The 24284-nt window shown below is 56.3% G+C and carries 20 protein-coding genes and 1 pseudogene; 13 read left to right on the top strand and 8 right to left on the bottom strand.

All coding sequences use genetic code 11. The features are described from left to right. Window positions 1-510: 510 nt before the first annotated feature. Window positions 511-1188: a hypothetical protein gene (locus AB4Y89_RS04455; protein WP_442299688.1), complete on the top strand. Its 678-nt coding sequence runs from the start codon at window positions 511-513 to the stop codon at window positions 1186-1188. A 34-nt stretch (window positions 1189-1222) separates the two neighbouring features. Here the strand turns inward: AB4Y89_RS04455 and AB4Y89_RS04450 are convergent, their stop codons facing one another. Continuing rightward, on the bottom strand, window positions 1223-1444 hold the full coding sequence (locus AB4Y89_RS04450; protein ID WP_442299686.1) for a helix-turn-helix domain-containing protein: 222 nt from the start codon (window positions 1442-1444) through the stop codon (window positions 1223-1225). Between the two features lie 562 nt (window positions 1445-2006). Between AB4Y89_RS04450 and AB4Y89_RS04445 the strand changes: the two genes are divergently transcribed. The 7 genes and pseudogenes from AB4Y89_RS04445 to mobF all read left to right on the top strand — a co-directional run bounded on the left by AB4Y89_RS04445 (window position 2007) and on the right by mobF (window position 9976). Beyond that, a complete protein-coding gene (locus tag AB4Y89_RS04445; RefSeq protein WP_442299869.1) occupies window positions 2007-2297 on the top strand; it encodes a hypothetical protein in 291 nt (96 codons plus the stop codon). Between the two features lie 14 nt (window positions 2298-2311). Next, the gene (locus AB4Y89_RS04440) at window positions 2312-2575 is read left to right on the top strand and encodes a VirB3 family type IV secretion system protein (protein WP_213803155.1); all 264 of its coding nucleotides are present in this window, start codon (window positions 2312-2314) and stop codon (window positions 2573-2575) included. After that, window positions 2556-4133 (top strand): annotated as a pseudogene (locus AB4Y89_RS04435) (VirB4 family type IV secretion system protein); the annotation flags it as partial. The gene AB4Y89_RS04440 and the pseudogene AB4Y89_RS04435, both read left to right, overlap by 20 nt. 196 nt (window positions 4134-4329) lie before the next feature. Next, on the top strand, window positions 4330-4656 hold the full coding sequence (locus AB4Y89_RS04430; protein WP_442299685.1) for a hypothetical protein: 327 nt from the start codon (window positions 4330-4332) through the stop codon (window positions 4654-4656). Between the two features lie 189 nt (window positions 4657-4845). After that, window positions 4846-5223 carry a hypothetical protein gene (locus AB4Y89_RS04425; protein ID WP_442299684.1) on the top strand — a complete coding sequence of 126 codons (378 nt, stop codon included), beginning with the start codon at window positions 4846-4848 and terminating at the stop codon, window positions 5221-5223. Window positions 5224-5227: 4 nt separating this feature from the next. Continuing rightward, window positions 5228-7228: a type IV secretion system DNA-binding domain-containing protein gene (locus AB4Y89_RS04420; RefSeq protein WP_442299683.1), complete on the top strand. Its 2001-nt coding sequence runs from the start codon at window positions 5228-5230 to the stop codon at window positions 7226-7228. A 9-nt stretch (window positions 7229-7237) separates the two neighbouring features. After that, window positions 7238-9976 (top strand): MobF family relaxase, encoded by a 2739-nt coding sequence (gene mobF / locus AB4Y89_RS04415; protein ID WP_442299682.1) that lies wholly within the window; start codon window positions 7238-7240, stop codon window positions 9974-9976. Window positions 9977-10076: 100 nt separating this feature from the next. On the opposite strand, the gene AB4Y89_RS04410 is transcribed toward mobF, so the two are convergent. From AB4Y89_RS04410 to AB4Y89_RS04400, 3 genes are read right to left on the bottom strand one after another with little or no spacing between them, the layout of a single operon-like run. Continuing rightward, complete coding sequence (locus tag AB4Y89_RS04410; RefSeq protein WP_442299681.1) at window positions 10077-10601, bottom strand: Mov34/MPN/PAD-1 family protein; 525 nt, start codon at window positions 10599-10601, stop codon at window positions 10077-10079. Next, entirely contained in the window at window positions 10508-12397 is a 1890-nt protein-coding gene (locus tag AB4Y89_RS04405) for a ThiF family adenylyltransferase (RefSeq protein ID WP_442299680.1), read from the bottom strand. Before AB4Y89_RS04405 ends, AB4Y89_RS04410 begins: the two co-directional genes overlap by 94 nt. Continuing rightward, window positions 12390-13628: a hypothetical protein gene (locus AB4Y89_RS04400; RefSeq protein ID WP_442299679.1), complete on the bottom strand. Its 1239-nt coding sequence runs from the start codon at window positions 13626-13628 to the stop codon at window positions 12390-12392. The genes AB4Y89_RS04405 and AB4Y89_RS04400 overlap by 8 nt, the downstream gene beginning before the upstream one ends. 178 nt (window positions 13629-13806) lie before the next feature. On the opposite strand from AB4Y89_RS04400, the gene AB4Y89_RS04395 reads away from it, so the two are divergent. The 3 genes from AB4Y89_RS04395 to AB4Y89_RS04385 all read left to right on the top strand — a co-directional run bounded on the left by AB4Y89_RS04395 (window position 13807) and on the right by AB4Y89_RS04385 (window position 16236). Continuing rightward, a complete protein-coding gene (locus AB4Y89_RS04395) occupies window positions 13807-14631 on the top strand; it encodes a helix-turn-helix transcriptional regulator (protein WP_442299678.1) in 825 nt (274 codons plus the stop codon). Window positions 14632-14640: 9 nt separating this feature from the next. Beyond that, the gene (locus AB4Y89_RS04390; protein WP_442299677.1) at window positions 14641-15318 is read left to right on the top strand and encodes a hypothetical protein; all 678 of its coding nucleotides are present in this window, start codon (window positions 14641-14643) and stop codon (window positions 15316-15318) included. Between the two features lie 99 nt (window positions 15319-15417). Continuing rightward, entirely contained in the window at window positions 15418-16236 is an 819-nt protein-coding gene (locus AB4Y89_RS04385; protein WP_442299676.1) for a ComEC/Rec2 family competence protein, read from the top strand. Window positions 16237-16535: 299 nt separating this feature from the next. Here the strand turns inward: AB4Y89_RS04385 and AB4Y89_RS04380 are convergent, their stop codons facing one another. The 4 genes from AB4Y89_RS04380 to AB4Y89_RS04365 form a co-directional block, all read right to left on the bottom strand. Next, window positions 16536-19751 (bottom strand): DNA polymerase III subunit alpha, encoded by a 3216-nt coding sequence (locus AB4Y89_RS04380; RefSeq protein WP_442299675.1) that lies wholly within the window; start codon window positions 19749-19751, stop codon window positions 16536-16538. Continuing rightward, a complete protein-coding gene (locus tag AB4Y89_RS04375) occupies window positions 19744-21255 on the bottom strand; it encodes a DNA polymerase Y family protein (RefSeq protein WP_442299674.1) in 1512 nt (503 codons plus the stop codon). Before AB4Y89_RS04375 ends, AB4Y89_RS04380 begins: the two co-directional genes overlap by 8 nt. Next, window positions 21252-22262 carry a recombinase RecA gene (locus AB4Y89_RS04370; RefSeq protein WP_442299673.1) on the bottom strand — a complete coding sequence of 337 codons (1011 nt, stop codon included), beginning with the start codon at window positions 22260-22262 and terminating at the stop codon, window positions 21252-21254. The genes AB4Y89_RS04375 and AB4Y89_RS04370 overlap by 4 nt, the downstream gene beginning before the upstream one ends. 79 nt (window positions 22263-22341) lie before the next feature. Then, entirely contained in the window at window positions 22342-22566 is a 225-nt protein-coding gene (locus AB4Y89_RS04365) for a DUF3606 domain-containing protein (protein ID WP_442299672.1), read from the bottom strand. A gap of 93 nt (window positions 22567-22659) precedes the next feature. Here AB4Y89_RS04365 and AB4Y89_RS04360 point away from each other — a divergent pair, with 93 nt between their 5' ends. Beyond that, window positions 22660-23634 carry an ATP-dependent DNA ligase gene (locus AB4Y89_RS04360; protein ID WP_442299671.1) on the top strand — a complete coding sequence of 325 codons (975 nt, stop codon included), beginning with the start codon at window positions 22660-22662 and terminating at the stop codon, window positions 23632-23634. 1 nt (window position 23635) lies between these two features. Then, a complete protein-coding gene (locus tag AB4Y89_RS04355; RefSeq protein WP_442299670.1) occupies window positions 23636-24283 on the top strand; it encodes an SOS response-associated peptidase in 648 nt (215 codons plus the stop codon). The last annotated feature ends 1 nt before the right edge of the window (window position 24284 follow it).

Below are 24284 nucleotides of genomic sequence, written 5' to 3'. Positions count from 1 at the left end.
GTGACTACGGCGTGACTTTGATTGTGCTTGCGGTACTGCAGGAGAGAGGCATTCCGGCCTCCTTCGCTCAGCTGGGAAGACCCATTAGCTGCAATGATTGCGATCTTCAGGTTCTGCTTGGATTCCCGATTTGGCATGGAGAACAGACGGCATAATGAAGCTCCGCTGGTCGTGATCGCCTTCTATTTCCACTCCGCGCTGACGGAATGACCCACGGTTGAGCACCCTTCTGCACCCATGGCAATTGAACGGATGGCCCTAGATCATTCATTTCTACAGGTTGCGGATAGACCTATAGGAGACCTCTGCCGAACTCCGGCAGAGGTCGGTAACTTGTTCATTCATAGGTATTTACAAAACAGAATGGAGGGGCCACGATAAAGCGTGGCGCAAAAGAAGAAGGGGCCATCGCTGGCCCCTTCTCGCTCTTTGCCCTGGGAATATGCCTTGCGGCAGGGATGCTCCCGGAAGCCTCAAATTGATACTAGCACGGTCCCTCGGAGGATTCCATTGCCCCATTCCGCGCAGCTTCTGACCGAAATTGAGCGCGCCGTCTCCAGGGAGAGGCTCAAGCGGTATCTCGCCGCCACCTCTCAAAACCTTGGAGACGCGGTTTCTCTCTACGAACAGAATGTGGCGCTCTCGGAGATGACGTTCGGCCTATTGCATGGCCTCGAAGTCGCCATCCGCAATAGCATGCACGATCAGCTCACCGCCCATTTCGCCACGCCGCGCTGGTACACGGTAGCTCCTTTGTCGGCCTATGCGCGCGACAAGATTGCCGCGGCCGTTCGGGATGCGGGCGGGGCAAACGCCTCCCCTGGCAAGGTCGTAGCCGAACTCATGTTTGGCTTCTGGACAGATCTGGCTGCCCAACGGTATCACTGGACTCTCTGGCAGCCCTGCCTGAGTGCGGCCTTTCCCGGCGTCAGACTCGCCCGCCCCGTGATCCATCGACGATTAGAAGCAATCCGCTGGTTGCGGAATCGCGTCGCCCATCATGAGCCGATCCTCACCTCAGCCGGATCGCTCTACGCCGGACATCAACGAAGGGTCTCTTTGGCGCAGCTTGCAGAGTGTGGCGATTGGATCTCTCCTGCTCTCGGGGGCTGGATTCGGGGGTACTTCCGGTTCGCGCAAGCTTCAGCCATCGTGAATACCGTGGCTGCCTCGGGATGGCTCCTCTGACCCGGATTCGTGCAACAGGGTGTTGCACAGATAGCTATGAAAAGTCGGCAAACAAGTCTTTGGGACCAACCGAAAGTGCCTTCGCCAGTTTTACGATGTTCTCTAAAGCTACGTTCCGTTCGCCTCGTTCTACACCGCCCACATAGTTTCGGTGCAGTCCGGCCCGTTCCGCGAGTTCCTCCTGGGAATAGCCCCGTTCTGCGCGCAGTCTTCGCACCGCGGTTCCAAATCGAGACTTTACGGAGCGAGTGGTCACCCTTCCATACTTGGAGCGTGACCACTATGAGTCTACACACGATGAGTGTGATAATGGACCTGGCTTCCAGCTCTAGCGAGGTCTGAGAACATGAACCGAGATTACGTGGAATGCTCCGAACTGTCCGGGAAGACCATCAAGACGGTCCGCATTTGCAAGGACGGGAGCGGCGGAATCGAGCTTCAAATCGATATAACGGACGGCACCTTTTTCTCCTGCTGCGTGTCCCATGCTCCTACGGCGACGGCCTCTCTGTATCAGGGTGGAGTTGGCACGCCCGAAGTTCTTCGGGAATACGAACTTTAGCGAATCTATCTCAGTCGAACGGCCCCCGCTATTCCTAAACGGAATAACGCTTTCCCTAAAAGTCATTGGACTCGGTTGGAAGACGGCACTTAGCTTTGCGCCATGCTGACGTAGTGAGGTCAGCGGAGGTGCAAAGATGCTCAGAATCCGCCCCGCAATCCGGTTGGGAAAGCCTCTCGATCGGTCGATCAATCGGCCCGCCAAACGGTGGGCAATCTCCCTCTCAAAACAATCCCTCCGCCACGCTCTTCATGTGATGGGACCGACGCTTGCTGCCCTCCTGTTTGCGGGAGCCGGAAGCGGCGTCGCTCACGCTCAGGGAACGATGGATTTCTCCGGTGCAACGACCCTGATGGGAACATTCAAAACTTTCTGTATTTATGCGGGTGCTGTTATCTGCTTCGGCGGCCTGATCTTCGCCGGAATCCGCATGATGTCAGGGAGATTTCAGGACGCAATTCCTGGACTATTCGGCGCGCTGTTCGGTGCCGGAGTGCTCGGTTGGGGTGCCGGTTGGATAGGCAGTTTAACCGGGCAACAGATGTAGGAGGTGCATCTGCTATGACCAAGCGGGGAGAGCCGTTACCGATCAATCAAGCGCTGAATCGACCGAGAGCCAAGCTTGGTCTCGATCTTACAGCATGGATGGCGATCGTATTCGTCTGCGTGACGGTTTTCCTCGTTGGGTTTCGTCTTCTGGCGATGATTGCCTTCCCCACGCTTGCAGTGAGTGCATGGCTCATTGTTCGCAAACACCCAAAGATGTTTCAACTCTGGGGCCTCAGCCTCAACCAGAAGTCCTACTATGACCCGCGCAAACACTGAGCAACACAAACATACGCCGTGGTTCACGAAGGCTGGAGCCGCGTGCTCGATTGTGCCCATCTCGCGCTTCATCGGCCCGAACGTCTTTGCTCTCAAGGGCGGCGGTTACGGATGCCTGTTCTCCCTCACCGGCATCGACGGAGAAGGTTTGGCCGACCAGGAACTCGATGCGCGGATGCGGTCGATTGAGGGCGCACTACGTGGGCTGCCCGAAGGTTCCTGCCTGTATCAATACGCCCGCGTCAGGTCCGGCTTTGAATTGCCACGTCAGAACACATACATCAATGCCGCCACGCAGGTATTCGTGGACGACCGGCTCGCATTCCTAGAGAAGACGGCAGCCTTCCGCCGCATTGACCTGCATTGGTGCCTCACGCTTGAGCCGTCGAGGGTGAAGGCGTTTGAGCGTGAGCCCCAAGAGAACGCCGCTGACACATCGCGGATGTTGTCCGAGCTTCAGAAAACAGCGACCATCCTTGAAAGCCATCTCGGCAGCACTCTTGGATTGCGGTTGCTCCCGAAGAATGATGTCTTTCAGTTCTTCAGCTATCTGTTCAACCTTGAAGATTGGGCCAGTGCTGACCAGCTCCGCAGCGATACCGGCGTAGACCGGCAGATCGTGAAGAACCCGGTTGCGTGGCACAGCGATTACCTGCAAGTCGGCAAGCGCCATGTGCAGATGTTCTCCCTGAAGACGACGCCCGAAGCATCGAGGCCGTGCCAGTTCTCCAGCCTGCTCACACTCGATTGCGATAGTGTCCTGTGCTCGACATGGCGCGTGAAGTCCACAACCGCGGCCCGCAGCGAGATCGACGCTCAGGAGAAGTTCATCTCGTTTTTCAAGGTCGGTGTACTGACTCGCGTGATGAGCGGGCGCGATACCGCGTCACTCGAAACAGGTGCCGGTGCGAAGGCCGCCAGCAGTAACGTCGATGACTTGAGTCAGGTCATCCGCGAGTTGGATAAGAAAGCGCAGGGCGAATACTCGCTCCGCTTGCTGCTGGCGGCACGCAGCGCGGAGCAGCTCTGCGATACCGTGCCCGCCGTGCATCGGATCTTCGTCGATGCACGCGCTCAAGTGATGGAGGAGACGCTTGGCAATCTCTCTGCCTTTTACGCGATGTTCCCCGGTAATCAAAAGTTCAACGTCTTCCCGCTGTGGCTTGCGGAGGATCATCATGCGCGACTCTCCTCTGTCTTCGCTCCGCACATCGGCCACCCACATTCCGAAGACCTCGATTCGGAGTACCTGAATATCTTCGAGACCCGTACCCGGACACCGTTCTTTCAGGATGTGTATGTGGATGGCGTACGCGTCATGCTCATCATCGGTCCGACCGGGACCGGGAAGTCGGTTCACGGGAACCAGATCATCGCCCTTGAGCAGAAATACAGCGGTTTTACCTACATTTTCGATATTGGCGGCAGCTACGAGAGCGTTGTCGAATTATACGGCGGGCGGGTTGACCGCGTCGGAAAAGACGGCCCGCGCGTCAATCCCTTCGCTCTGGAGCCAACTGAGAGCAATATCAAGTTCCTGTATTCGTTCGTGAAGCTCTCGATGTTGCTTCGGCTCGCCTCTGGCTCATCGAGGGCATCGCTATTGACGACGTGATCACGCTGCTTGAGTCCCGCCGCTGGGCCGAGCTTTCCGCAGCACTTTGTGCCACTCGTGCGCGGGAGATTGCGGCGACGGCGCAGCGCATGATTGCTCATCGAAAGACAGCCTGATTTCAACCCCAAAGGAGAACACAATGCCCCTGCTAGAAGTCACCCAAACCCGCCACCTCAGCGCCTCTATTCGGTTGACGGATACGACCGCCACTCAGGTCGATCAATATGCCACTTTCATTCACGCTTCCGCGAACGATGTTGTGGAACAGGCACTCGCTTATGTGTTCTCTAAAGATCGTGAGTTCCAAGAGTTCCTTCGGACTCCCGAGGCGCAACGGGTCACACCGACATTGCGGGTGCGTAGGGCAGCCGCGAATGAGGCGCCGGACCCGGCTGTGAAGAAGCCGGTTTCCGCAGCATCTTCAGCGTCCCAAACACCGTCAGTTGTGGCGGGATCGAAGGCATGATCCTCCACCTACATCCGTGGCAGTACCAGAGCGGTGCTGCGCACCGGGTGTATTTCGACACTCCACCCCTCGTAGGGAGCTGTTTAGCTCCCTGCGGGAGCTAATGGGTTCCGTGGCAAAGTACAGGACTTACGAAAATTGGGGAGCTAGTTAGCTCCCTGCGGTTTTCGAGAATTGGAGCATTGCGGCATGGCGATTCTTGATGCACAGATGACTACAAAGCGTGGCAAGATTCGTGGCCGTGAGAGCCGAAACCAGACGCTCACGACCAAAGTCACGGCGACGGAATATCGCGCCGTAGAGGATGCTGCAAGCGCGGAAGCCAAGACGACCGGCGAATGGCTGCGCGACTTGGCGCTGGACGCCGTTGCCGCACGAACGGAAGGCGGGTCAGAAAAGATCATCCTGCCGGAGATCGTAGGAGTTCGTTTGCTGCTCGTGAATGCGCTCCGCTCGGTTGCTATCGGGCAAACGATGACACCGGAAGCATTCGACAAGCTACTGGACCAGATTGGCACGGCCAAGCATGAGCTGGCCGGAAAACTCCTGGCCGAAGGAAGGAGATAAGGCAATGGCAAAGACAATGTGGGGTCGCAAAGAGACGATCATCTGGCCGCAACACCGGCCCATTTATACCTATGCCGCGATCTTCGCGGCCATCGTTCTGACGGTCGTGTTTGTCTATGCTCGACTCCGGTTTGTCGGTACTCCGTTGCAGCGGTTTTATATGCCGGTCTATGCGCGTACATCCTTCCTCGGATCACTCAGCCGGACGCATCGCAGCCAGTACCGGATGCTCTTTCTGACGGGACGGGGCGTAAAGCCGAGCCCTGTCACGACTAATGACGTGGTGCATGGAAAGACCATCGAGCCGGGTGGGAAGATCATTCCACTGGCGCTCTCTCCGTCTGCCATCCAGCATGGCAACGACCTGCTCTTTCGTGGCCCGGTGCGGAGCTACGTGGATGCCCGGTTGTGCGATTACCTTAAGGTAGCCATCTACAAGAGTGACCTGTCGGTGATGTTGAAACTCCCGCTGCTTTGCGGCGCCGGAATCTTCCTTGTACTGTTACCGTTCGCTGTCACAAAAGACGTGAACAGGCAGAAGACTCTCAAGTATGGGCGGCGACTGAAAGGCCCGGAGCGGCTGACACCTCAGGAGTTCAATAGAGCCGTCAAGGGCGATGGCATCGGCTTCAAAACCGACGACATGAAAGAGATGATTCGCATTCCGGCGAAGGCCGAAGCGCAGCACATGCAGATCATCGGCGACACAGGCTCAGGCAAGTCCGCCCTTCTTTTCCAGGTGCTCCGGCAAGTGCAGGGCCGCGGAGATTCGGCCATCGTGTATGACCCGGCCCGCGAGTTTGTAAAGCGGTTCTACGATCCCACACGCGGCGATGTCATTCTCAATCCACTCGACGCACGCTGCCCCTATTGGGGGCCAGCCGAAGACCTGCGCAGCCGCTCCGAAGCAAAGGCATTAGCTGCGTCTCTCTTTCAACCGCCCCAGGATCGTAAGGGAGAGTTTTTCATCGAGTCGCCGCAGAAAATCTTTGCCTTCCTGATGGCTTACAGACCGACGCCGGATGAGCTGGTGCAGTGGATGTCCAACCCGGATGAGATCGACCGCAGGTTAAAAGGAACAGAGCACGCACACCTGATTGACCCGCGCGCCCAGCAACAACGTGCCGGTGTTCTCGGCTCGCTCGGCCTCGTGGCGGACAGCCTGCGTTTGCTCCCGAAGAGAGACGAAGGCAACGGCACATGGACCGCAACGGAATGGGCTGAGAAAAGGAAAGGCTGGATCTTTATTACGTCGCTTCCGGCGGAGCGCGAAGCCCTCCGTCCGTTGCAGAGCCTATGGATTGACTGGCTGGTTTTGCGGCTCTTGAATGAGCCAACGAAGGAGCAAAAACGAGTGTGGTTCGTCATTGATGAGTTGGCGAGCTTGCAGAAGTTGCCGCAGCTTCACACGGCGATTACCGAAGGAAGAAAGGGGCAGAATCCCGTGCTGCTTGGCTTCCAGGGCAAGGCGCAGCTTGAGTATCTGTACGGCCATCTCGCCGAGGTGATGCTGTCGCAGCCTGCGACCAGCGTTTGGCTCACGACCAAGGAACCGAATGCCGGGGAATGGGTGTCCAAGTTCATCGGCAAGGTCGAGATCGAGCGCCTACGTGAGACACACTTCGATGGGACACGCGCAGGCCACAACTTCACCATCGAGAGGCAGGTTGAGCCGCTTGTGCTGGAGTCGGAAATTTCCGGCCTGCCGGACCTCCATGCATTTATGAAATATCAAAACAAGGTCACGTACTTTTCCTTTCCGTACTTCGATATGCCGGAGGTCGCGAAGCCATTCGAGCTGCGGGAACGCCCGGATGACAAGCTGCCGTATATCCCGAAGACGGAAGCCGGTGCGGCGGAATTGGCACACGAGCCGCAGCCTTCCGCTGCTCCTGTCGAACCGCAGCCACAACCCAATGAGCCTGTCGCAGCGCACGAGGTACAACAGGAAACCGCTGTGCAGGACGACACCAGCGAGCAACAGGCCCTCACGTTTAAGGGATAAGGAGTTGCCATGTTGAATATCTCGAAACCGCTCTCCGCATCCCAGGCACAGACCTATCATGCCAAAGAGTTCACCGCCGCCGAGCAGAACTACTGGAAGCAGGGCGACACCATTCAGGGCGAATGGCATGGCAAGCTGGCCTCTGAGTTTGGTTTGTCGGGAGCCGTGGGCGCGGAAGAGTTTGCCCGTTTGTCGGAAGGTCAACACCCGGAAACCGGCAAGCAGTTGGTATCGCATCGCGTCGTCCATGAATACAAGAACGCGGATGGCAAAGTCATCTCTCCGGTCGAGCACCGCGCCGGTTGGGATGCTACCTTTTCCGCCCCAAAGTCGATCTCGCTCACCGCCCTTGTCGGTGGCGATGACCGGGTGCGCGAAGCACACCGCGAGGCCGTGAACGTCGCCTTGAATGAATTGGAGAAGTACACGCAGGCTCGCATCGGCGGCAACAATCCCGCCGAAACCACCGGGAAGTTTGCCGCCGCCAAGTTCGAGCATGACACCGCTCGTCCGGTCGATGGGTATGCTGCACCACAGCTTCACACGCATGTCGTCATCTTCAACGTGACCGAACGCGACAGCGGGAAAATGCGAGCGTTGCAGCCGCACTCCCTCTTCGAGAGCCAGCAGTTTGCGACCGCCGTTTATCAATCCCACCTGACCTACAAGCTGCGCGAGCTTGGCTATGAAATCGAAGCGGGCAGGAGTGGAGCACCTGATGTAAAAGGCTACACGGCGGCCTATCTTGAGGCATCCAGCCCACGCCGCCAACAGATCGAGGAAGCACTTTCACGTAGTGGCTTCGCCGGGCCGGAGGCCGCGCAGATCGCGGCACATAACACCCGCGACAAGAAAGTCATCCTCTCTCCCGATCAAGTCCTGGCCGCGCACAAACAGATTGCCGCTGAGTTCGGCAACCAAGCCGACCGGGTTGTTGCCGAGGCGCGGACGCGCAGACAGGAACAGGCGCAAGAAGCACCCGCCAAGGAACGTCAACAGCAGGTGCGCGAAGCTGTGACCTTTGCCCGCGATAAGGGATTCGAGCGTGAGGCGGTTGTAGATGAACGAGAACTCTACGTGGATGCGTTGCGGCGAGGCATGGGAGAGATGACATACCCGGAGGTCCGTGCCAGCTTCGAGGCTCGCATCGCCTCCGGCGAGTTCAAACAAATCACCGACGATGGCTCCAAGGCCGGGCGCAGGTTCACCACTGCGGCCACCATCCATGCTGAAACTGAGATCGTGCAGAAGGTGCGGGACGGACAGGGCCGCGCACCACAGATCATGGGGATTGAAAGCGCGGTCCCGCTGGTAGATTCGCGTCCTCATTTCAACTCCGCACAGAAGCGGGTTGTCGAAGAAGTGCTTACTTCTTATGACCGCGTACAAGGATTGCAGGGGCGGGCAGGCAGTGGCAAAACTTCAGTCTTGGCAACCATCCGTGAAGGAGCTGAAAACAACGGCTACGCCGTGGAAGGATTTGCGCCGACATCGCGTGCTGCGAAGCAATTACGAGATGCCGGAATTCAGGCGGACACGCTGCAACGCTTCCTCGCGGGCGGCGGCCTGCAGGCCGCCGGCGATCCCGCGAACAAACATCTCTACATGGTCGATGAGTCCTCTCTGGCATCGACGCAGCAGATGCGTGACTTCTTGAATAAGATTGCTCCGCACGACAAGGTGCTGTTGATCGGCGATACGCGCCAGCATCAGGGAGTGGACGCCGGAAAGCCCTTCGAGCAGTTGCAGGAAGCTGGCATGAGGACAACGCAGCTTGACCAGATCATGCGACAGAAAGACCCTGAACTGCTGAAAGCTGTCGAGCATCTGTCCAACAGCGAAACAACTGCCGGGGTAGAGATGCTTTCGCGGCAGGGGCGCATCAGAGAGATCGTTGACGCGCAGGAACGTGTCGCTGCCATCGCCAAAGAGTACGCTGCGAGTCCCGAAAATACACTCATTGTCTCGCCGGATAACGCTTCGCGCCGCGCCATCAATCAGGCCGTCCGGCGGGAGTTGCAGGCACTTGGTGTCGTAGACAGCAAAGAGTATTCCATGCGCGTGCTGACGCCGCGCAACGATATGACCGGAGCTGACCGCGAATGGGCCGCACGCTACCAGCCCGGAGATGTTCTCCATTATGTGCGTGGCAGCAAAGAGCACGGCATCGAGCCCAGAACCTATGCTCAAGTCGTCACGACCAAAACGGCTGAAAATCTCGTGACCGTGCGGAGAGACGACGGCCAGCAGGTGACCTATGACCCGTCACGGTTGCGCGGCATCGCTGCCTACCGCGAGATAGAGCGTGAATTTGCGGTTGGAGACAAGATCCAATTTACGGCTCCGTCCAGAGACTTGCAGGTTGCCAATCGCGACCTCGGCACCATCCAGCACATCGGCGAGGATGGCAAGATTAGCGTGCGTATGGACGGTACAGAAGACAGGATTGTGCGCTTCGACGCGAACGCCATGCGACACCTCGACCACGGCTATGCCGTCACGTCACATAGCTCACAGGGGCTCACTTCCGAACGAGTGATTGTCAACATGGACACCGAAGTTCATCCCGAGTTGATGTCCAGCAGATTCGCTTATGTATCGGTCTCTCGCGCCTCACACGACGCGCGGATCTATACCAACGATGCGGCTACACTCGCATCCAACCTCAGCCATGACGCAACGAAATCATCAGCTGTCTCTTTCGAGAGCGTCAATGCCATATCTCATCGCTTAGAGCATCGCATGTGAGCAGAGGTAACAAATATACGAATCGAGAGCCCATCTCCGCTTTGTTAAACACCCTGCTTATTTAGAAGCCTCTACCTCTTCGGTCACAGCCTTTGAAATATCATTGAGCAACCGGTGGGACACTCGAATGTTGCGAATTCGAAATTATTGGCGTTTCACCGTCAGAATAGTAGAGGGACAGAAACAAGCCAGGTGGAAAAGGCTCTGTTCCGGCGATCAGCAAGATGAAGCCATTCAAATGATGTTTCGATTGCCTGAAGGCTTCACGGATGCTGCGCACGTCGGATTGAGAGGGATGCGGTAGACGCTCCGGATGCGTATGCCAATCGCCGATGAAGTGCAGTCCGCGCTTGTGCAATGCATTGATCTCAAGCTGTTCTGCCGCACGGTTTGGTGCATATCCATATCGTGACCGTCGATCAGCCGCTCTCGGTCCAGTTGCTAGTTCCACATGTATCTGATTTTTCTTGAATCGTGCGAAGAGCTGTCCGCCCGCTTCGGGAGAGGAGGGCTCGCACTGCTGGTATCTCGCTATGTGGTTAAGAACCCTGGGGGTGAGGACAAGTCGCTGCTCCGAATCTCCGATTCTGAAGTGAAGACTGCGCCAATATCGTTTCTTCCACACGCCGGGCAAAGTTCGTCCCTCGTCCATTCAAGTTCCTCTTGGAAACCTCCGCGCAGCCGCTCAGGGTGCCCCTCCAGCCATGCTTCGGTCCACCTTCCGCCTGCATCCATCAATAACGACTGGGGTCCGCCCCAAACGCGATGGATTGATGTTGTTTGATTCCCTAGAAGACTGTCCAACGCCAAAGATGAGGCTAGTGAGATCGTGCCTTGCAGTTCCACCGGACCATATGGCTGGAACACCGCACCGCATGCAGGCTCGAAGAGTTCTTGCTTAGTACCTGCAGGCCACTTTGTCATGGTCATGCGTGCTTCTCCCTCCAAGCTCATACCGCATTGGAAACATGGGCTAGCCGATGTGAGCAGTACGGCATGGCCAGCACATGCGTGTGGCTCCGTCCAGGTGTACAGGATGGCTTGAGGAACCTCCCCCAGAATGTGTTGTAGATTCAAGAGTTTTTCGATTTCCCATTCTGCAGTAGCGCAGACGATGAGATCGGCGTCCCTCATCGAAGAAGCTTCCTGCAAAACGAACTCTTCGTAGGAGATCCCAAACCCTCGAATCGTCGCGTGTGGGTAGTTCCGTTGCAGATTTTCGGCAAGTGCAATTGCCTTGTTCTGGCCAACGTATTCGGTGCCGAGCGGATGCCGGCCCACGTTGGCTGAAGTCAGAACCTCGGGGTCTATGATATCCAGGTGCCCAACACCTGACATGATCAGTTGTTGTACGATCGGCGCTCCAACAGACCCACAACCTACGATTACAACTTTCTTCCCAGACAGCTTTGCGTGGTGCGGGTCATATCCTCTGCCGTGAATCCAAGCAGAATCGACGCGATTCACTTTCAAACGCGTAGCCGCGCTGTTCGAAGAGAACAGCCGAGAAGCCGTAATGGACGGCGGGATCTTCCCAGGTCGAAATCCGTTCAGCCGACGATTTCGCCGTTGGCCTCGAATATCCACTGTTACGGAGGGCTGTGTCTTCAATGCGGCGAGGCAGGGACCGTTGCCGCTGTCCGCCCCGAGAATGAAATGAAAGGGGGACTTTCCTTTTCGGCTAAATTGCTCTACTAGCTGTTTGCCTCCCGGCGTCATCTCAGCTAAACGATACATATCACCGGCTGTATGCGGATATTGACTTGGAACGAGAGCTTGGGGAAGCCAGAGAAAACATGCAATGTCAGTTGATTGGAACTGGGGAAGGTTACCGTAGCGATGCCGCTGCCAGGCTAGGATGTCTTCTTCAGATTCTCCCACTAGTGACCGAGATTCACCTCGCCAAACTCTAACGAACCTGCTGGGACCTTCCGTTTTCAAAAGGCTATACACCTCCACGGCGTCCTGTTCAACACTCCGATTCCAGTATGAATAGAACTCCGTGCGAAAGTCGCCTTCATTGGATCGGTTCTCGCAGGCACACAGGAAGTCTGCGGCTTGGCCGAGAAGAACACCGACGATTTCCGCAGGGTGATCTGGCCTTTTGACTTTATTGTCGGCGCGTAGACAGAGGCGGCCATCTTCTTCTATATGCGGCCAAGTCAAAAACTCCGGTCGATCCACTAGAAAAAAATTGGGGAGAGAAAACGGAAATCGCGAATCAAGCACCACCCGCAGCCGTCTAGCCACCAAGTCCGTTTGAACGTGGAACTCCCAACCGGCAATCAACGAACGGCCTTCATAGGCCCCAATCTCCCCCAAAGATAAGCGCCGCGCGTTACACACCGACGTGAGGAAGGAATCGACCTTCGAGATTCCTTCCTCACGTAGACGCATCGCGATGCCAGTCCGCTCAGGCATAGCGGCTATTGCCACCCCTCTGGACAGCTTCTGCCTCTGCGGCCTTCCGAGCAATTTCGTCAATCAGGCCTTTCTTCATCACATAGGGTGCCTCGATGGCCGCCTTTCGCACAGACTTCTTGATGGCCTGTTCGGAGATGGTGAACTCCATCGGTGCAGGATTGGCCTCGGTCGGATTCTCTCCCGTGCAGAGGAACTCTCCTTTTGCTCCTTTGGCGATGGATTCATATTCAGTTTTTGCCGCATGGGAGGGCGGATCGCAATCATCATTCTTGATCGCGCAGCTACTGGCGATAATTCGTCCTGCGCCGCGAATTTGTGAGAGCGCCGACTTCGCATCAGGTGAGGCCTTGGCCTTATCGCCGAGGTCGGAACGGCTGTCATGGGACAGCGAGTGCCAAGAGCAGTGATGCGGCGTCTGCAACAGATCGTATTCCAGGACAGCGGATGCTTGCTTGTGCTTTGTCCAAAGCTTTTCCCATATGGTCACTTCGGCGTCCCCGCCGCTCAGGAAGTTCTTGACCGTCTTGCGGGATTCGTCATCTGCCAATTCCATATTCAAAATGACGCTGGAGTGGTTCTTGCGCAGTTCTTCTTCTTCTTCATCGCTCTCGGACTTCGGCATGGGCGCGAGCAGACGTCCCTTGAAGACGGCGTTTTCGGAGCCATTTACCTTTGTGATGTCCTCATCGACCTTCACGACAATCGCTAGGATGTCATCGGTTTTCCCATCTTCATCTTCACCCAAGATCAGAATGCGATCACCGTCGTCAATGCCCGAGCAGTTTTTTTCGCGTGCAATGGCAACCCGTCGTTTCGCCTCGGCGTTGAACTCTTTGGCATCGTCACAAAGCTTATGTTCGACGCTGGCACGCCGGAACACCATAGGCGAGGACCACATCTCCCCGATCAGAATGCGCTTTTCATTGGTGGACTTTTTGTCGTCTGCGTAGTCCGCCGGCGACCCGAGATGGAAGTGCTTCTTCAGCCCCCGGCAATGGTCTTGGTCTGGATGACTCAAAAGAAAGACGTCCACGAACGGGCGTCCATTCACGTCTGTCTTTAGCCGTTCACGAAGATCTTTTGCTACATCGCGAGTTTCGTCATCCGCATCGTCCGCAGCTGCGCGGATATTGCAGTCGATCAGAATGGTTTTCCCGGACTTGTCACCCAGGCAGATAAGCGTCATATCCCCGTTATCTACGGGGAAGAAGGTAATCGAAGTTGCCATTGCAGGAATCTCCCACGGAACTGGCCTCGTCTCGATTTCTGGCGGGGTCGTCCCTCCTTGAAGTAGAATCAAGATTACTATATCCCATCTAGTTTTTAGATGGCGAACAAACGTGGAAAAGAGGGTGGGTTTGGCGGAAAATCAGCTCTTACCGGCAAGGTGGGGACAAGAACGGCGGTTGGAATTCATTGAGTTTCGCCTACTGTGGGACGGACGAGTCAATCGCACCGATTTGGTAAATTACTTCTCCATTTCGACTCCACAAGCGTCTTTGGATTTCGCGCGCTACAGGGAGCTTGCGCCAACGAACGCCGTATACGACGTCTTGCAGAGGACCTATATAGCAAGCGAATCGTTCAAGCCACTTCTTATTCGGGATTCCTCAGAAGAGTATTTGACCCGCCTTTGGGCCACATCGACCGGCGCAATGAACGCAAACTCGTCGTTCCTTGGCTGGATACCCGTGACCGGTATCGTCCGCGACCCGGCGAGGTCGGTCGATTCACTAGTGCTCCAAACTGTGTTGTTGGCGTTGCGTGAGCGGAGGTCGATTCGGATCAAGTACCAATCGATGAGCCATCCCGGCCCTTCTTCACGCCTGGTGTCTCCGCACGCTTTAGGATTCGACGGGCGCCGCTGGCATGTGAGGGCGTTCTGTCACACCCGCAATGAGTTTCGGGACTTTGTATTAGGACGCGTGTATGCGATCCATCTGGGAGACGTCTCTGCGATTGATCCTAAAGATGATGCCGATTGGCACGATTTTGTCGAGGCCATCATCGTCCCTCATCCAGATCTCTCAACTGACCAGCGCAAGGTTGTCGAAGCCGACTACTGCATGGAAGGCGGACGCTTGATCCTGCGTGTCCAAGAAGCGCTTCTTCTTTATCATTTGGAGCACCTTGGCCTTCTAGAAAAAGCAGAGAACCCTAGAAAACATCTTGCTCTCGCAAACCGCGAGGCTCTCCGGCCCTTCTTTCGAAAACATGGCATCGAGAAGTGAAAGGACGGTATGGCAAAGTCTCTCAAACAAAAGAACCAACCTCAACTGATTACCTTTGTCGTTTCAAATGCAATTGCATTAGGCGTGATCGCGTTGGGGCTTCCTCAGCTTCTCAATCTTCTCCAGGAGCTTTCAAAGGGCAACTGGACCATAGTCGGAAAGCTGATCGCCGTTCCGGCGTTCCTGACGCTGGTCACAGGCACTATCGGTTGGGCGATGCCCCGGACTGCAAAAGAGTCCATTGTCTTCTGGAAGACAGGCAGACGTTGTTTGCCATCCAGCAGAGCTTTCACTGTTATTGGACACCGTGACCCGCGGGTCGACATGAAACAACTTCTGACCAAGCATGGGCCATTCCCCACTGAATGTGCAGAGCAAACCGCGCTATGGTACAGAATTTATCGAACTCATACTGCGGACACTTCCGTCGAAGACGCGCATGGTGCTTATTTGCGATTTCGAGAGATGACAACACTCGCTGCTGCTTTCATCGTGGTCGGTATAGCCTGTAGTGCTTTCTTCGACGTTCCAGTCAAACGGGACGTCATCGGAGTTCTGCTGTTAATTGTCGAATACCTGATAGTAATGTTCGCCGCACGTAATGCTGCAACGCATCTTGTTTCAAATGTCCTCGCGTTGGAGAGCGCGAAGGTTATTTCCGAAGTCCCGCAACAAAGTCAAGATTAGATAGTCGATCAAGCTGTCGGAGGTTTCCGCAGTGATCTGTGGTGTACCAGTTCACGGAACACAGTCTAACGGACACCATGTACGGAAGGGAGACTGGTAATGCTTCGCTTCTTAATCTTCAACGTCGGCCATGGATTTTGTGCTTATGCAGTGACACCGTCAGGGGCCTCAATTCTCTTCGACTGTGGTTACGATGATGAATTGCAGTTCTATCCCTCTCGATACTTCAAAGACCGAGGAATTGTAAACATTCACAATTTGGTCCTGAGTCACTTCGACCAAGATCATGTGTGCGATTTGCCTGCTATTCGTCGGCAGGCATTCATCAGTTCCATTACTCGCAATCCATCGGTTCCGTCAGCGTTTATCCGTCAAGAGAAAATGTCTGGCGGTGTTGTCACCGCTGCTATGACCTCTGCACTTGAGATGCACGAAGGATGGACAACGCCTCTGCAAGTACCTATGGATTACGGCGGCGTGCGGTTGACCTACTTTTATAACCGGCATCCTCGCTTTCTGGATACAAACAATCTAAGTCTTGTCACGTTTATGGAGTACGAAGGCTTTGGCATTGTGGTCCCAGGCGATCTGGAGTCAGACGGGTGGGAAGCTCTTTTACAAGATGCGTCTTTTCGCGCATGTCTTTCGAGAACGTCGATCTTCATCGCATCTCATCACGGACGGCATGCAGGCTATTGCGAAACTGTATTTAGATACTGCTCACCCGACTTGATCCTTCTCTCGGATAAGAATCTCGTTCATCAGAGCCAAGAACATGATTACGCCAAGCACGCCCGAGGTGTCACTTGGCCGGGGAACAAATTTAGGAGAGTCCTTACGACACGTTGTGATGGGCACATTCTGATAGAGAAAGAGTCTAATCAGATTGCAAATGTTTATCTCGACATTGCTCTGTAAATTACCTTTACTCCTGTCCTCATTACCGTGGGGCATCTTCATCCGTCGCCACATACCAAGGTACTTCGCGGGCACGAAACAACTCAGGATGCCTCGTCGTCAGATGCGAAAGCACAGTTCTCGCGATTCGCACGCTGTGCTCAATCTCCTTATCCCAATCTGAATCGGACAAACCCTCGCTATGGGTTGCAGGCCACTTCGCAGTTCTGATTCCCAGAACAAGACTGGCGGCGATTGCTAGGGTCGGTCCTAATCGCTCCTGATCCACTTCTTTCCGAAAGCCGCCCACGCGCGATCCATTAGTGGAAGTCATGCGATTCGACCTCCAATCCCCGCTGCGGCAACGGAGACATGCGCGTGGAGCGTACGTGGACGACTCCACCTTCGTTTTGGAGCGGACCTTCCAGGCTAATGAACTTGCAGAGGACGACCGTCTCACGATTACGCTCAAAGAACTCTTTCGTGACCATCACATTGAAGATGCCCGTCTCATCCGCGATGGACATAAAGACCATCCCATTCGCCGTGCCGGGTCTCTGCTTCACAATCGCCAGTCCAGCCGTCCGCACGTATTCTCCCGTTCGTTTGCGTTGCAGGTCCGTGGCTGTCAGAAAGCCCCGGCATCGCAGCTCTTTGCGTCGGTAATGCATCGGGTGGTGGCCCACCGTGAGTCCCATGCCCGCGTAGTCCGCGACCAATCTCTCCTCATCACTCATTGAATCGAGCGGCAACGTTGCGTCCTCTTCTTTGAGCCAATCACTCTGCTGTCGTAGGAGCGGCCCTTCGAGTTTGCCCGCTCGCTCCACCTGCCATAGCGCATCACGGCGATGTGCCACTCCCTCCAGTTGATTGAGTGCTCCGATGCGAGCAAGCAGAGCCAGCTCCCCACGACTCAGGGATGGCACACGCAGGGTCAAATCTTCTATCGAGCGGAAGGCTCCGCCCTCCATGCGGGCCTTCACCAATGCTTCGGCAATGTGCCTCCTTAGTCCCTTGGCATATCCGAGACCAAGCCGCAATGACTTGCTGAAGTCAGCCTCATGCTCTATCGAGCATTGCCAATCGGAGACCTGCACGTCGATGGCTTTCACGCGTAGGCCATGCCGTCGCGCATCTTCCACAATTACAGCGGCGCTGTAGAAGCCCATCGGTTGATTGTTCAGGAGCGCAGCCGTGAACGCCGCCAAGTAGTGTTCCTTGATGTACGCGGACTGATACGCGATCATCGCAAAACTCGCAGCATGAGATTCCGGGAAGCCATACAGAGCGAAAGCACCGATTTGCTCAATGACCTGCTCCTGTACCTCAGGAGCGATACCGTTCGCTGTCATGCCGGAACGCATCTTCGACTCCAGATTCTTCATGCGTTGCCAGGACCGACGCATCCCAACGGCGCGTCGCAGTTCATCGGCATCCGATGCGCTGAAGTTCGCGATCGCCATCACCATCATGAGCAACTGTTCTTGAAATAACGGGACACCTTTGGTTCGCTTCAGCGGCTTTTCGAGTGCCGGATGTAAATACGTCACCGGCTCGATACCCTGGCGTCGCCGGATATACGGGTGCATCATCTTTCCCACAATGGGGCCGGGGCGGATGATGGCGACCTGCACCACGAGGTCATAGAACTTTTCCGGGCAGTTCTTCGGAAGCGATGCCATCTGCGCGCGTGACTCCACCTGAAACATGCCGATGGTGTCTGCACGTTGCAGCGTGCGATACACACGATCATCCTGTGGGAGCTGCGCGAGGTCGATCTGGTCTCCGTAATGCTCGGGGATGAGTTCGGTGCAGTCTTTGAGCACGGCCATCATGCCCAGGCCGAGCACATCGACCTTAATCATCCCCATGTCGGCGCAGTCTTCCTTGTCCCACTGAATCACCGTCCTGCCTGGCATGGACGCCCGTTCCAACGGCACGACCCGATTCAGTTGACCTTGGCAGATCACCATGCCCCCGGAGTGTTGTCCGAGGTGGCGCGGCAGGTCTTGAATGCGTGTGCAGAGTTCGAGGTACTTGGCGATGCGTGGATTCGAGATGTCGAATCCCGCCTTGTCGAACGAGTGCGCCATCGTGTCCGTAGGGCCGCGCCACTCGAAATGACTTACAAGCCCGGACAGGCGCCGCAGAGCTTCGCGATCGAAGCCCAGGGTCTTTCCTACTTCGTTCGCAGAAGACTTCCCGCGGTAGGTGATGACATTGGCGCACATCGCTGCGCCGAGTTCACCGTAGCGCTCGTAGATGTATTGAATTGCTTGTTCGCGCTTGTCGCCCGAGGGCAGATCGAGGTCGATGTCCGGCCATTCGTTCCGGCTCTCGTTCAGGAATCGTTCAAACAGCAGTTCCATCCCGACCGGATCAACGACCGTGATTTCGAGCGCATAGCAGACGGCCGAGTTGGCGGCGCTGCCACGGCCTTGAATGAGAATTCCGTTGCGCTTGCAGAATTGAACGATGTCCCAAACGATTAAGAAGTAACCAGCGAAGCCCAGCTTCGCAATGAGCGCGAGTTCGTGCTCCACCTGCTTACGCGCTCGTGCCATCAGATCGGCATTTCGTTTCGGGCCATAGCGGCGGATGACGCCCTCTTCCACGCGCTTGCGCAGAAAGGAGTCCATCGTGTCGCCGGGCGGCACCGGATACGCGGGAAACTGATAACCGAGATTGTCGAGCTGGAATTCGAGGCGCGACGACAGTTCCAGGGTGTTGTTGGTTGCCCCCGGCACATCGCGGAAGAGATTCACCATCTCCTGCGGGGAGCGAAGATGACGCTGCCCGTTGACCGCCAGCAGGCGTCCCGCATGGTCAAGCGTGGTGTGATGTCGAATCGCGGTGAAGAGGTCAAGCACCTCACGTTCGTAGGCCGTGGCGTAGCGAACGCCGTTCGTTGCTATGACCGGCAGCTTGAGAGATTGAGCGAGATCAATCGCAACCTGATTCCGCCATTCCTCCTCACGCTCCTGGTGCCGCTGCAATTCGACGTACACATTGCGCGGACCATAGACGGATATCAGCTTCTCCAGCGTCTCCCGGCCTGCCTCCGCACCACCTTTGACGAGTGCGGCGGCCAATGGCCCTTCATCGCCTCCAGTGAGACAGATCAGACCTTCGGAGAACTCCTGAAGATCGCGAAGTAATGCAGAGCCCTCGGCTTTGCCTTTCTCCCGCAGCTTGAACCGCGTCGTGAGCTGGCACAGGTTTTGATAGCCGGTCTGCGATTCGCAAAGCAGAGAGACACGCGCGGGTTCGATGCCGAATTGATGCGGCAACCACTTTGGCGGCGCAAGCCTTGGACCAAGACTGGCGACGGCAATTTCCGCGCCCACATGGGCCTGCAATCCAGCGCGCTTCGCCGCCGTATGAAAACGTGCCGAGCCGTAGACTCCGTTTCGATCCGTCAGGGCCAGCGAGTGCATCCCCAACTCAGTCGCTCGTTCGATCAGGGCTTCGGGCTGGGATGCCCCTTCCAGAAAGCTGAAGGCGCTCGCGCTGTGAAGTTCGACGTACTCAGTCATAGAACCCTGCCATCTGCCAGCAGTGTTGTTTGAGGTCGCGGATGATGCAGCAACGCAGCTTCGTATCACTCGCGTCTGCCAAGACAAGATCCCATTGGGCTTGTCCCCAATGCTCCTGATTCCACCAGTCCGTCCCGATGACCCATGGCCCATAGGCCGCGTCCACACGGTAGGGCTCATTGCGGAATCGAAGACTGAAAGGCATTCCAGAGTTGAGTTGAACTGCGATAGGTTCAGATGGCCGCAGCTCGCGTAACGCGATACGCACTACATCGACCTCTGTAGGCGCTGGCATCGTAGTGGGCACTCGGAACCGCTCCATGCGAAAGCCGCGCGGTTGATGCGTGTCTCGCAACACGGCTTGTCCCACCGCATCTTCGCCTACGATCTTGGCAATGCGTGCCAATGTCACTTCAAGTCGCCCAGGTTCCGGTAACTGCGGAGAGAACAGACCGAGTTGGACCTTACTGATATGTCCAGACTCCGCCTGAAGCACGACATGCAGGATAGCGGCTTGCGGCGGATGCACCTCAAGTTCCATCTGCAACAACTTCAGCCAGAGAGACCGTTCATTGGTGGGTGAGGGCGGAGACACGGTGCGTGTGTGCGTCGCTCCACCTTCAAGTGCGAGAGAAACAGAGACCGATGCCAGCGCGAGGATGCGATCACTAGCGCGGCGGATTATCTGCTCCAGCATGAGATTCAACAGAAAGAGCAGGCCATCGAGCAGTTCGATGGGATTGTCCAACTCCATCTCTTCGCGCAGGGTGAACGGTGTTTCCCCCGGTTGAAACAAGTGTGGAAGCTCGCCAGCGGCCAACTGGTGCAGGCGTTTTCCTTCTTGACCCAATCGTGCGATCAAGCTCTTTTCAGGAAGCGTTGCGAGTTTGCCCAGCGTGCTAATACCCCACGACGAAAGCGTAGACATCTGCGCTTCGTTCAGTTCGAGCACGGCGAGGGGTAGCGGTGCGAGTGCGTCCCGTTCTTTCTCTTGCGGGAGGACAGTGATTGCAGCTTTTGTTGACATGCCTCGCGCCATGCACCACGCCGCATGGAAGTTCCCACTCACAGCAATCGTGGCCGCCATGCCTAGCGAACGGATTCGTTTCAGGAGTTCTTGCGCAAGTTGTCGGGGGGGTCCAAACAGTGACTCCGTTCCACTGATGTCGAGGACGCACAGAAAGGCACGTTCGAAGGTACGTGTTTCGATACGCGGCGTGAAGCCTCCGGCCACTTCCTGCACGATCGTCTGCGCGTGTGCTTCCTCCTGTGGCGTTCGTGCCAGCGCAATGACCGATGAGATGGTCTCCACTTCCACGCGCGTCATGCCATGCCGCACGCCGCGAGCCCGCGCCTTGGTGTTCATCGCGCACACAAACTCACTTGGTGGAATGCCGTCCAGAACCGCGCAGGGTTGTTCTCGCAGTGCAGGCCGCAGGCGCAAGGCTGCCTGTGCTGGAAACTCTCTTACATAGAGCGCGGCGTAGAGTTCAGGCGCTTTCATCGGCGTCCCGCCCACGCTGCATGTGTCTCCCACTCTGCCGTCGTAATCTTCGTTACCGGCTTCTTCATAGGAATGACATTGCTTTCCTGCATGAAGCGCTGGCGATGAACCTGTAGCCGATGTGTGCCTGCGGTCAGCACCGTTTTCCGTTGCGATGATTCACTGCATCCGTCGAGGTGAAGCACTAGTCCTGCGCTACTGTTCGCGCAGGCGTGCTGCGAAAGCAAAAGGACACTGGAACGTGAGTGTTCCGCCGCAGCACGATAGCGGAACCAATGCGCCAGAGGAATCCGGCTGGTGTACTTCGCGGGCAGGCTTGCCATATCCAGCACCACTGCACTGAAGCCGCCGCCCTGCAACAACAGGTCGGTCACCTTCAACGCCTGTTCAATACGCGCCCATGGCGAAAGGGGCGCGGCAGATCGAGCGTCTTGTGCCGGTCGTACCGTATGGCCAAATGCTTTTGAAGGTGCGCTAGCAACGGGATCTTTATTCGGCCTCTCCGTTCCGAAAAATCCTTCGAGCGCCCGAGCTACGCTCTTCGATTCTTGGCGGGGATGTGTACCACACCCTCCACCATGCAGACCCTTGATCGGCTCAGGACGCACCAAACAACTTTGCGGCAGTTCAAAACGAACCGGCGCCGTGTGGACACTTTCGCGGAAGATGCCGCAACGCACCCAAAGCAGATACGGCAAAGCGATCCCCGCAGCCGCCGCGCACTCCGGCTTGAGCATGTCGCCGACATCGACCCAGGCACAGACCTTGCCCCCTGCCGTGAGCTTCGCGACAGAAGAGAGAGCAAGCGATGTTCGCCCGGAACTCTCCGGCCCAACGATCTCCGTCAGGGCGCCGACCGGCAGACCGCCCTCCAGAAGCGCATCTACCGCCTGAATTCCGGTGGGTGTCGTAGGACGGACGACACGCGCACGCGGAGTCAGAGCCGATGGCATCTTGTGCGCCAGGGCGCTTTCGATCTGTACCCGAAGACTGGAGGACGAAGTCATAGCGTCTTCGCCATATCTTCGCCTATCTAGAGTGGTGCCAGTCAAGCGCCGCTTGCACTAAAAGCGTGGCAATCAGAAGCTAAGTACAACAATTAGAAGGAGAAACTTTCTTGGGTGTGGGCCTAGGCCCACACCGTTTTACTTGCCGAGCGTCCGCAGCCATGACTCCATGCTTGCCGACCAATTCCCGGAGCTTAGCCGGTGTCACACCGAATTCCTTGCTCCAATACTCCACTTCGTACGCCTCGTGGATATTGACTCTGGCCCGGTCTGCCGGACCACGATTGTTCTTGTCATCTGCCATTTCAACCTCCGGCTATCTCTCAGGAGAGAAAGCATCTGACGATAAGAAAGCCTTCGCGAACGCGAGGTTGTACTTACCTTTGAGGGAGTCGGAATGGTCAAAAAACCACCATCGCGAGCGCGGATGGTCGCTTTCATCGAAGCGATGGAATGCCTGCCGGTCTCCACTGTCCCAGAGGGGCCGGAATGGACGTATCAACTGAAGCTAGACGGCTATCGTCTGGAGGTCGTCCGTGCCGGGACCGAGACGACCTTGTATTCGCGCCGTGAGAACGTCTTGAATGCCAAGTTTCCGTATATCGCATCAGCGCTCCATCGGGTTCCGCAAGGCACCGTGATTGACGGTGAGCTGGTCGCCCTCGGCCCGGACGGAAAGCCGAACTTCAATATGCTTCAGAACTTCCGCTCCGCCGAAGAGCACATCATCTACTACGCCTTCGACATTCTGGTGCTTCGGGATCGTCACCTAACGATGCTGCCGCTTGCCGAGCGGCGCAATATCCTGCGCTCCGTCATCACACCTGCCGATCATGTGGCGCTCTCGGAAGTATCCGACCAAACCGCTACTGAGATGTTGAAGTTCGTTCGCTCTCACGGATTGGAAGGGATCGTAGCCAAGCGCACTGACAGCATTTACCAACCAGGTCTGCGGACCGGCCTGTGGTCGAAACATCGTGTCAATCTTGGGCAGGAGTTTGTGATTGGCGGCTACGTCCCTGGTACACACGGCTTCGATTCACTCGTCATCGGTTTCTATCGTGGGCGCGATCTTTACTACGCCGCGCGTGTGCGTGCCGGTTTCGTTCCCGCAACCAGGCGCGAGGTCTTCGAGCAGATCAAACACTTGAAGACAGAAAAATGTCCGTTCGTAAATCTACCGGAGAAACAAGCTGGACGTTGGGGACAGGGACTTACCGCCGAGAAGATGAAAGAGTGTGTGTGGCTGAAGCCGGAAGCAGTCGCAAACTTTGAGTTTTTGGAATGGACAGGTGCCGACCACCTGCGCCACACCAAATTTACCGGTATGCGCGATGACAAAGATCCGCGCAAAGTCGTGAGGGAGACCTAGCATGTGCGGACGGTTCAAACGAGGATCAGACAAGCAGCGTATTGCGACGGCATTTCATGTCAACGCAGGATTGGACGAGAGCGTTTTCGATGAAGGAGACGACCTGCGCCCCCAGTCCATGCAGCCTGTCATCTACACCAACGACGATGGCGAACGACAGATCGAGCTCATGCGCTGGGCGTTCAAGCTGCCCGACCGCTTGCTCTTCAATGCACGATCAGAAGGCATCGAGCGGTCGAAGTTCTGGAAAGACGCTTTTTTCACGGGACGGTGCATTCTGCCTGGCGATGCCATCTACGAATGGAAGGAAGCCGAGAAAGGTAAGAAGAAACCAAAGTATGAGTTCACGATTCCCGGTCAGCATCCGTTCGGTATGGCCGCCGTTTGGAAGCTCTGGAAGAATCCGAAGACGGATCATTGGGAAAAGACGTTCGCTGTTCTGACCGGGGAGCCAAACGAGCTGATGGCCCCGATTCATGACCGCATGACGACCTTTCTTGAGCCGCGAGATTATGAGGAGTATCTTGCGCCTTCGGAAAGACCGCCTGTTCATCTGCTCCGCATTCTTCCAGCGTCAAAGATGAAAGCTCGCTTAGTGGACGCAACACCGATCAGCAATCAACAAGTGAACCTTTTCGATAGCCAATGAC

The sequence above is a fragment of the Terriglobus sp. 2YAB30_2 genome (assembly GCF_052114765.1).
GTDB lineage: Bacteria > Acidobacteriota > Terriglobia > Terriglobales > Acidobacteriaceae > Terriglobus.
Note: the sequence above shows the minus strand (reverse complement) of the source record. Positions and strands in the feature narration are given on the sequence as shown.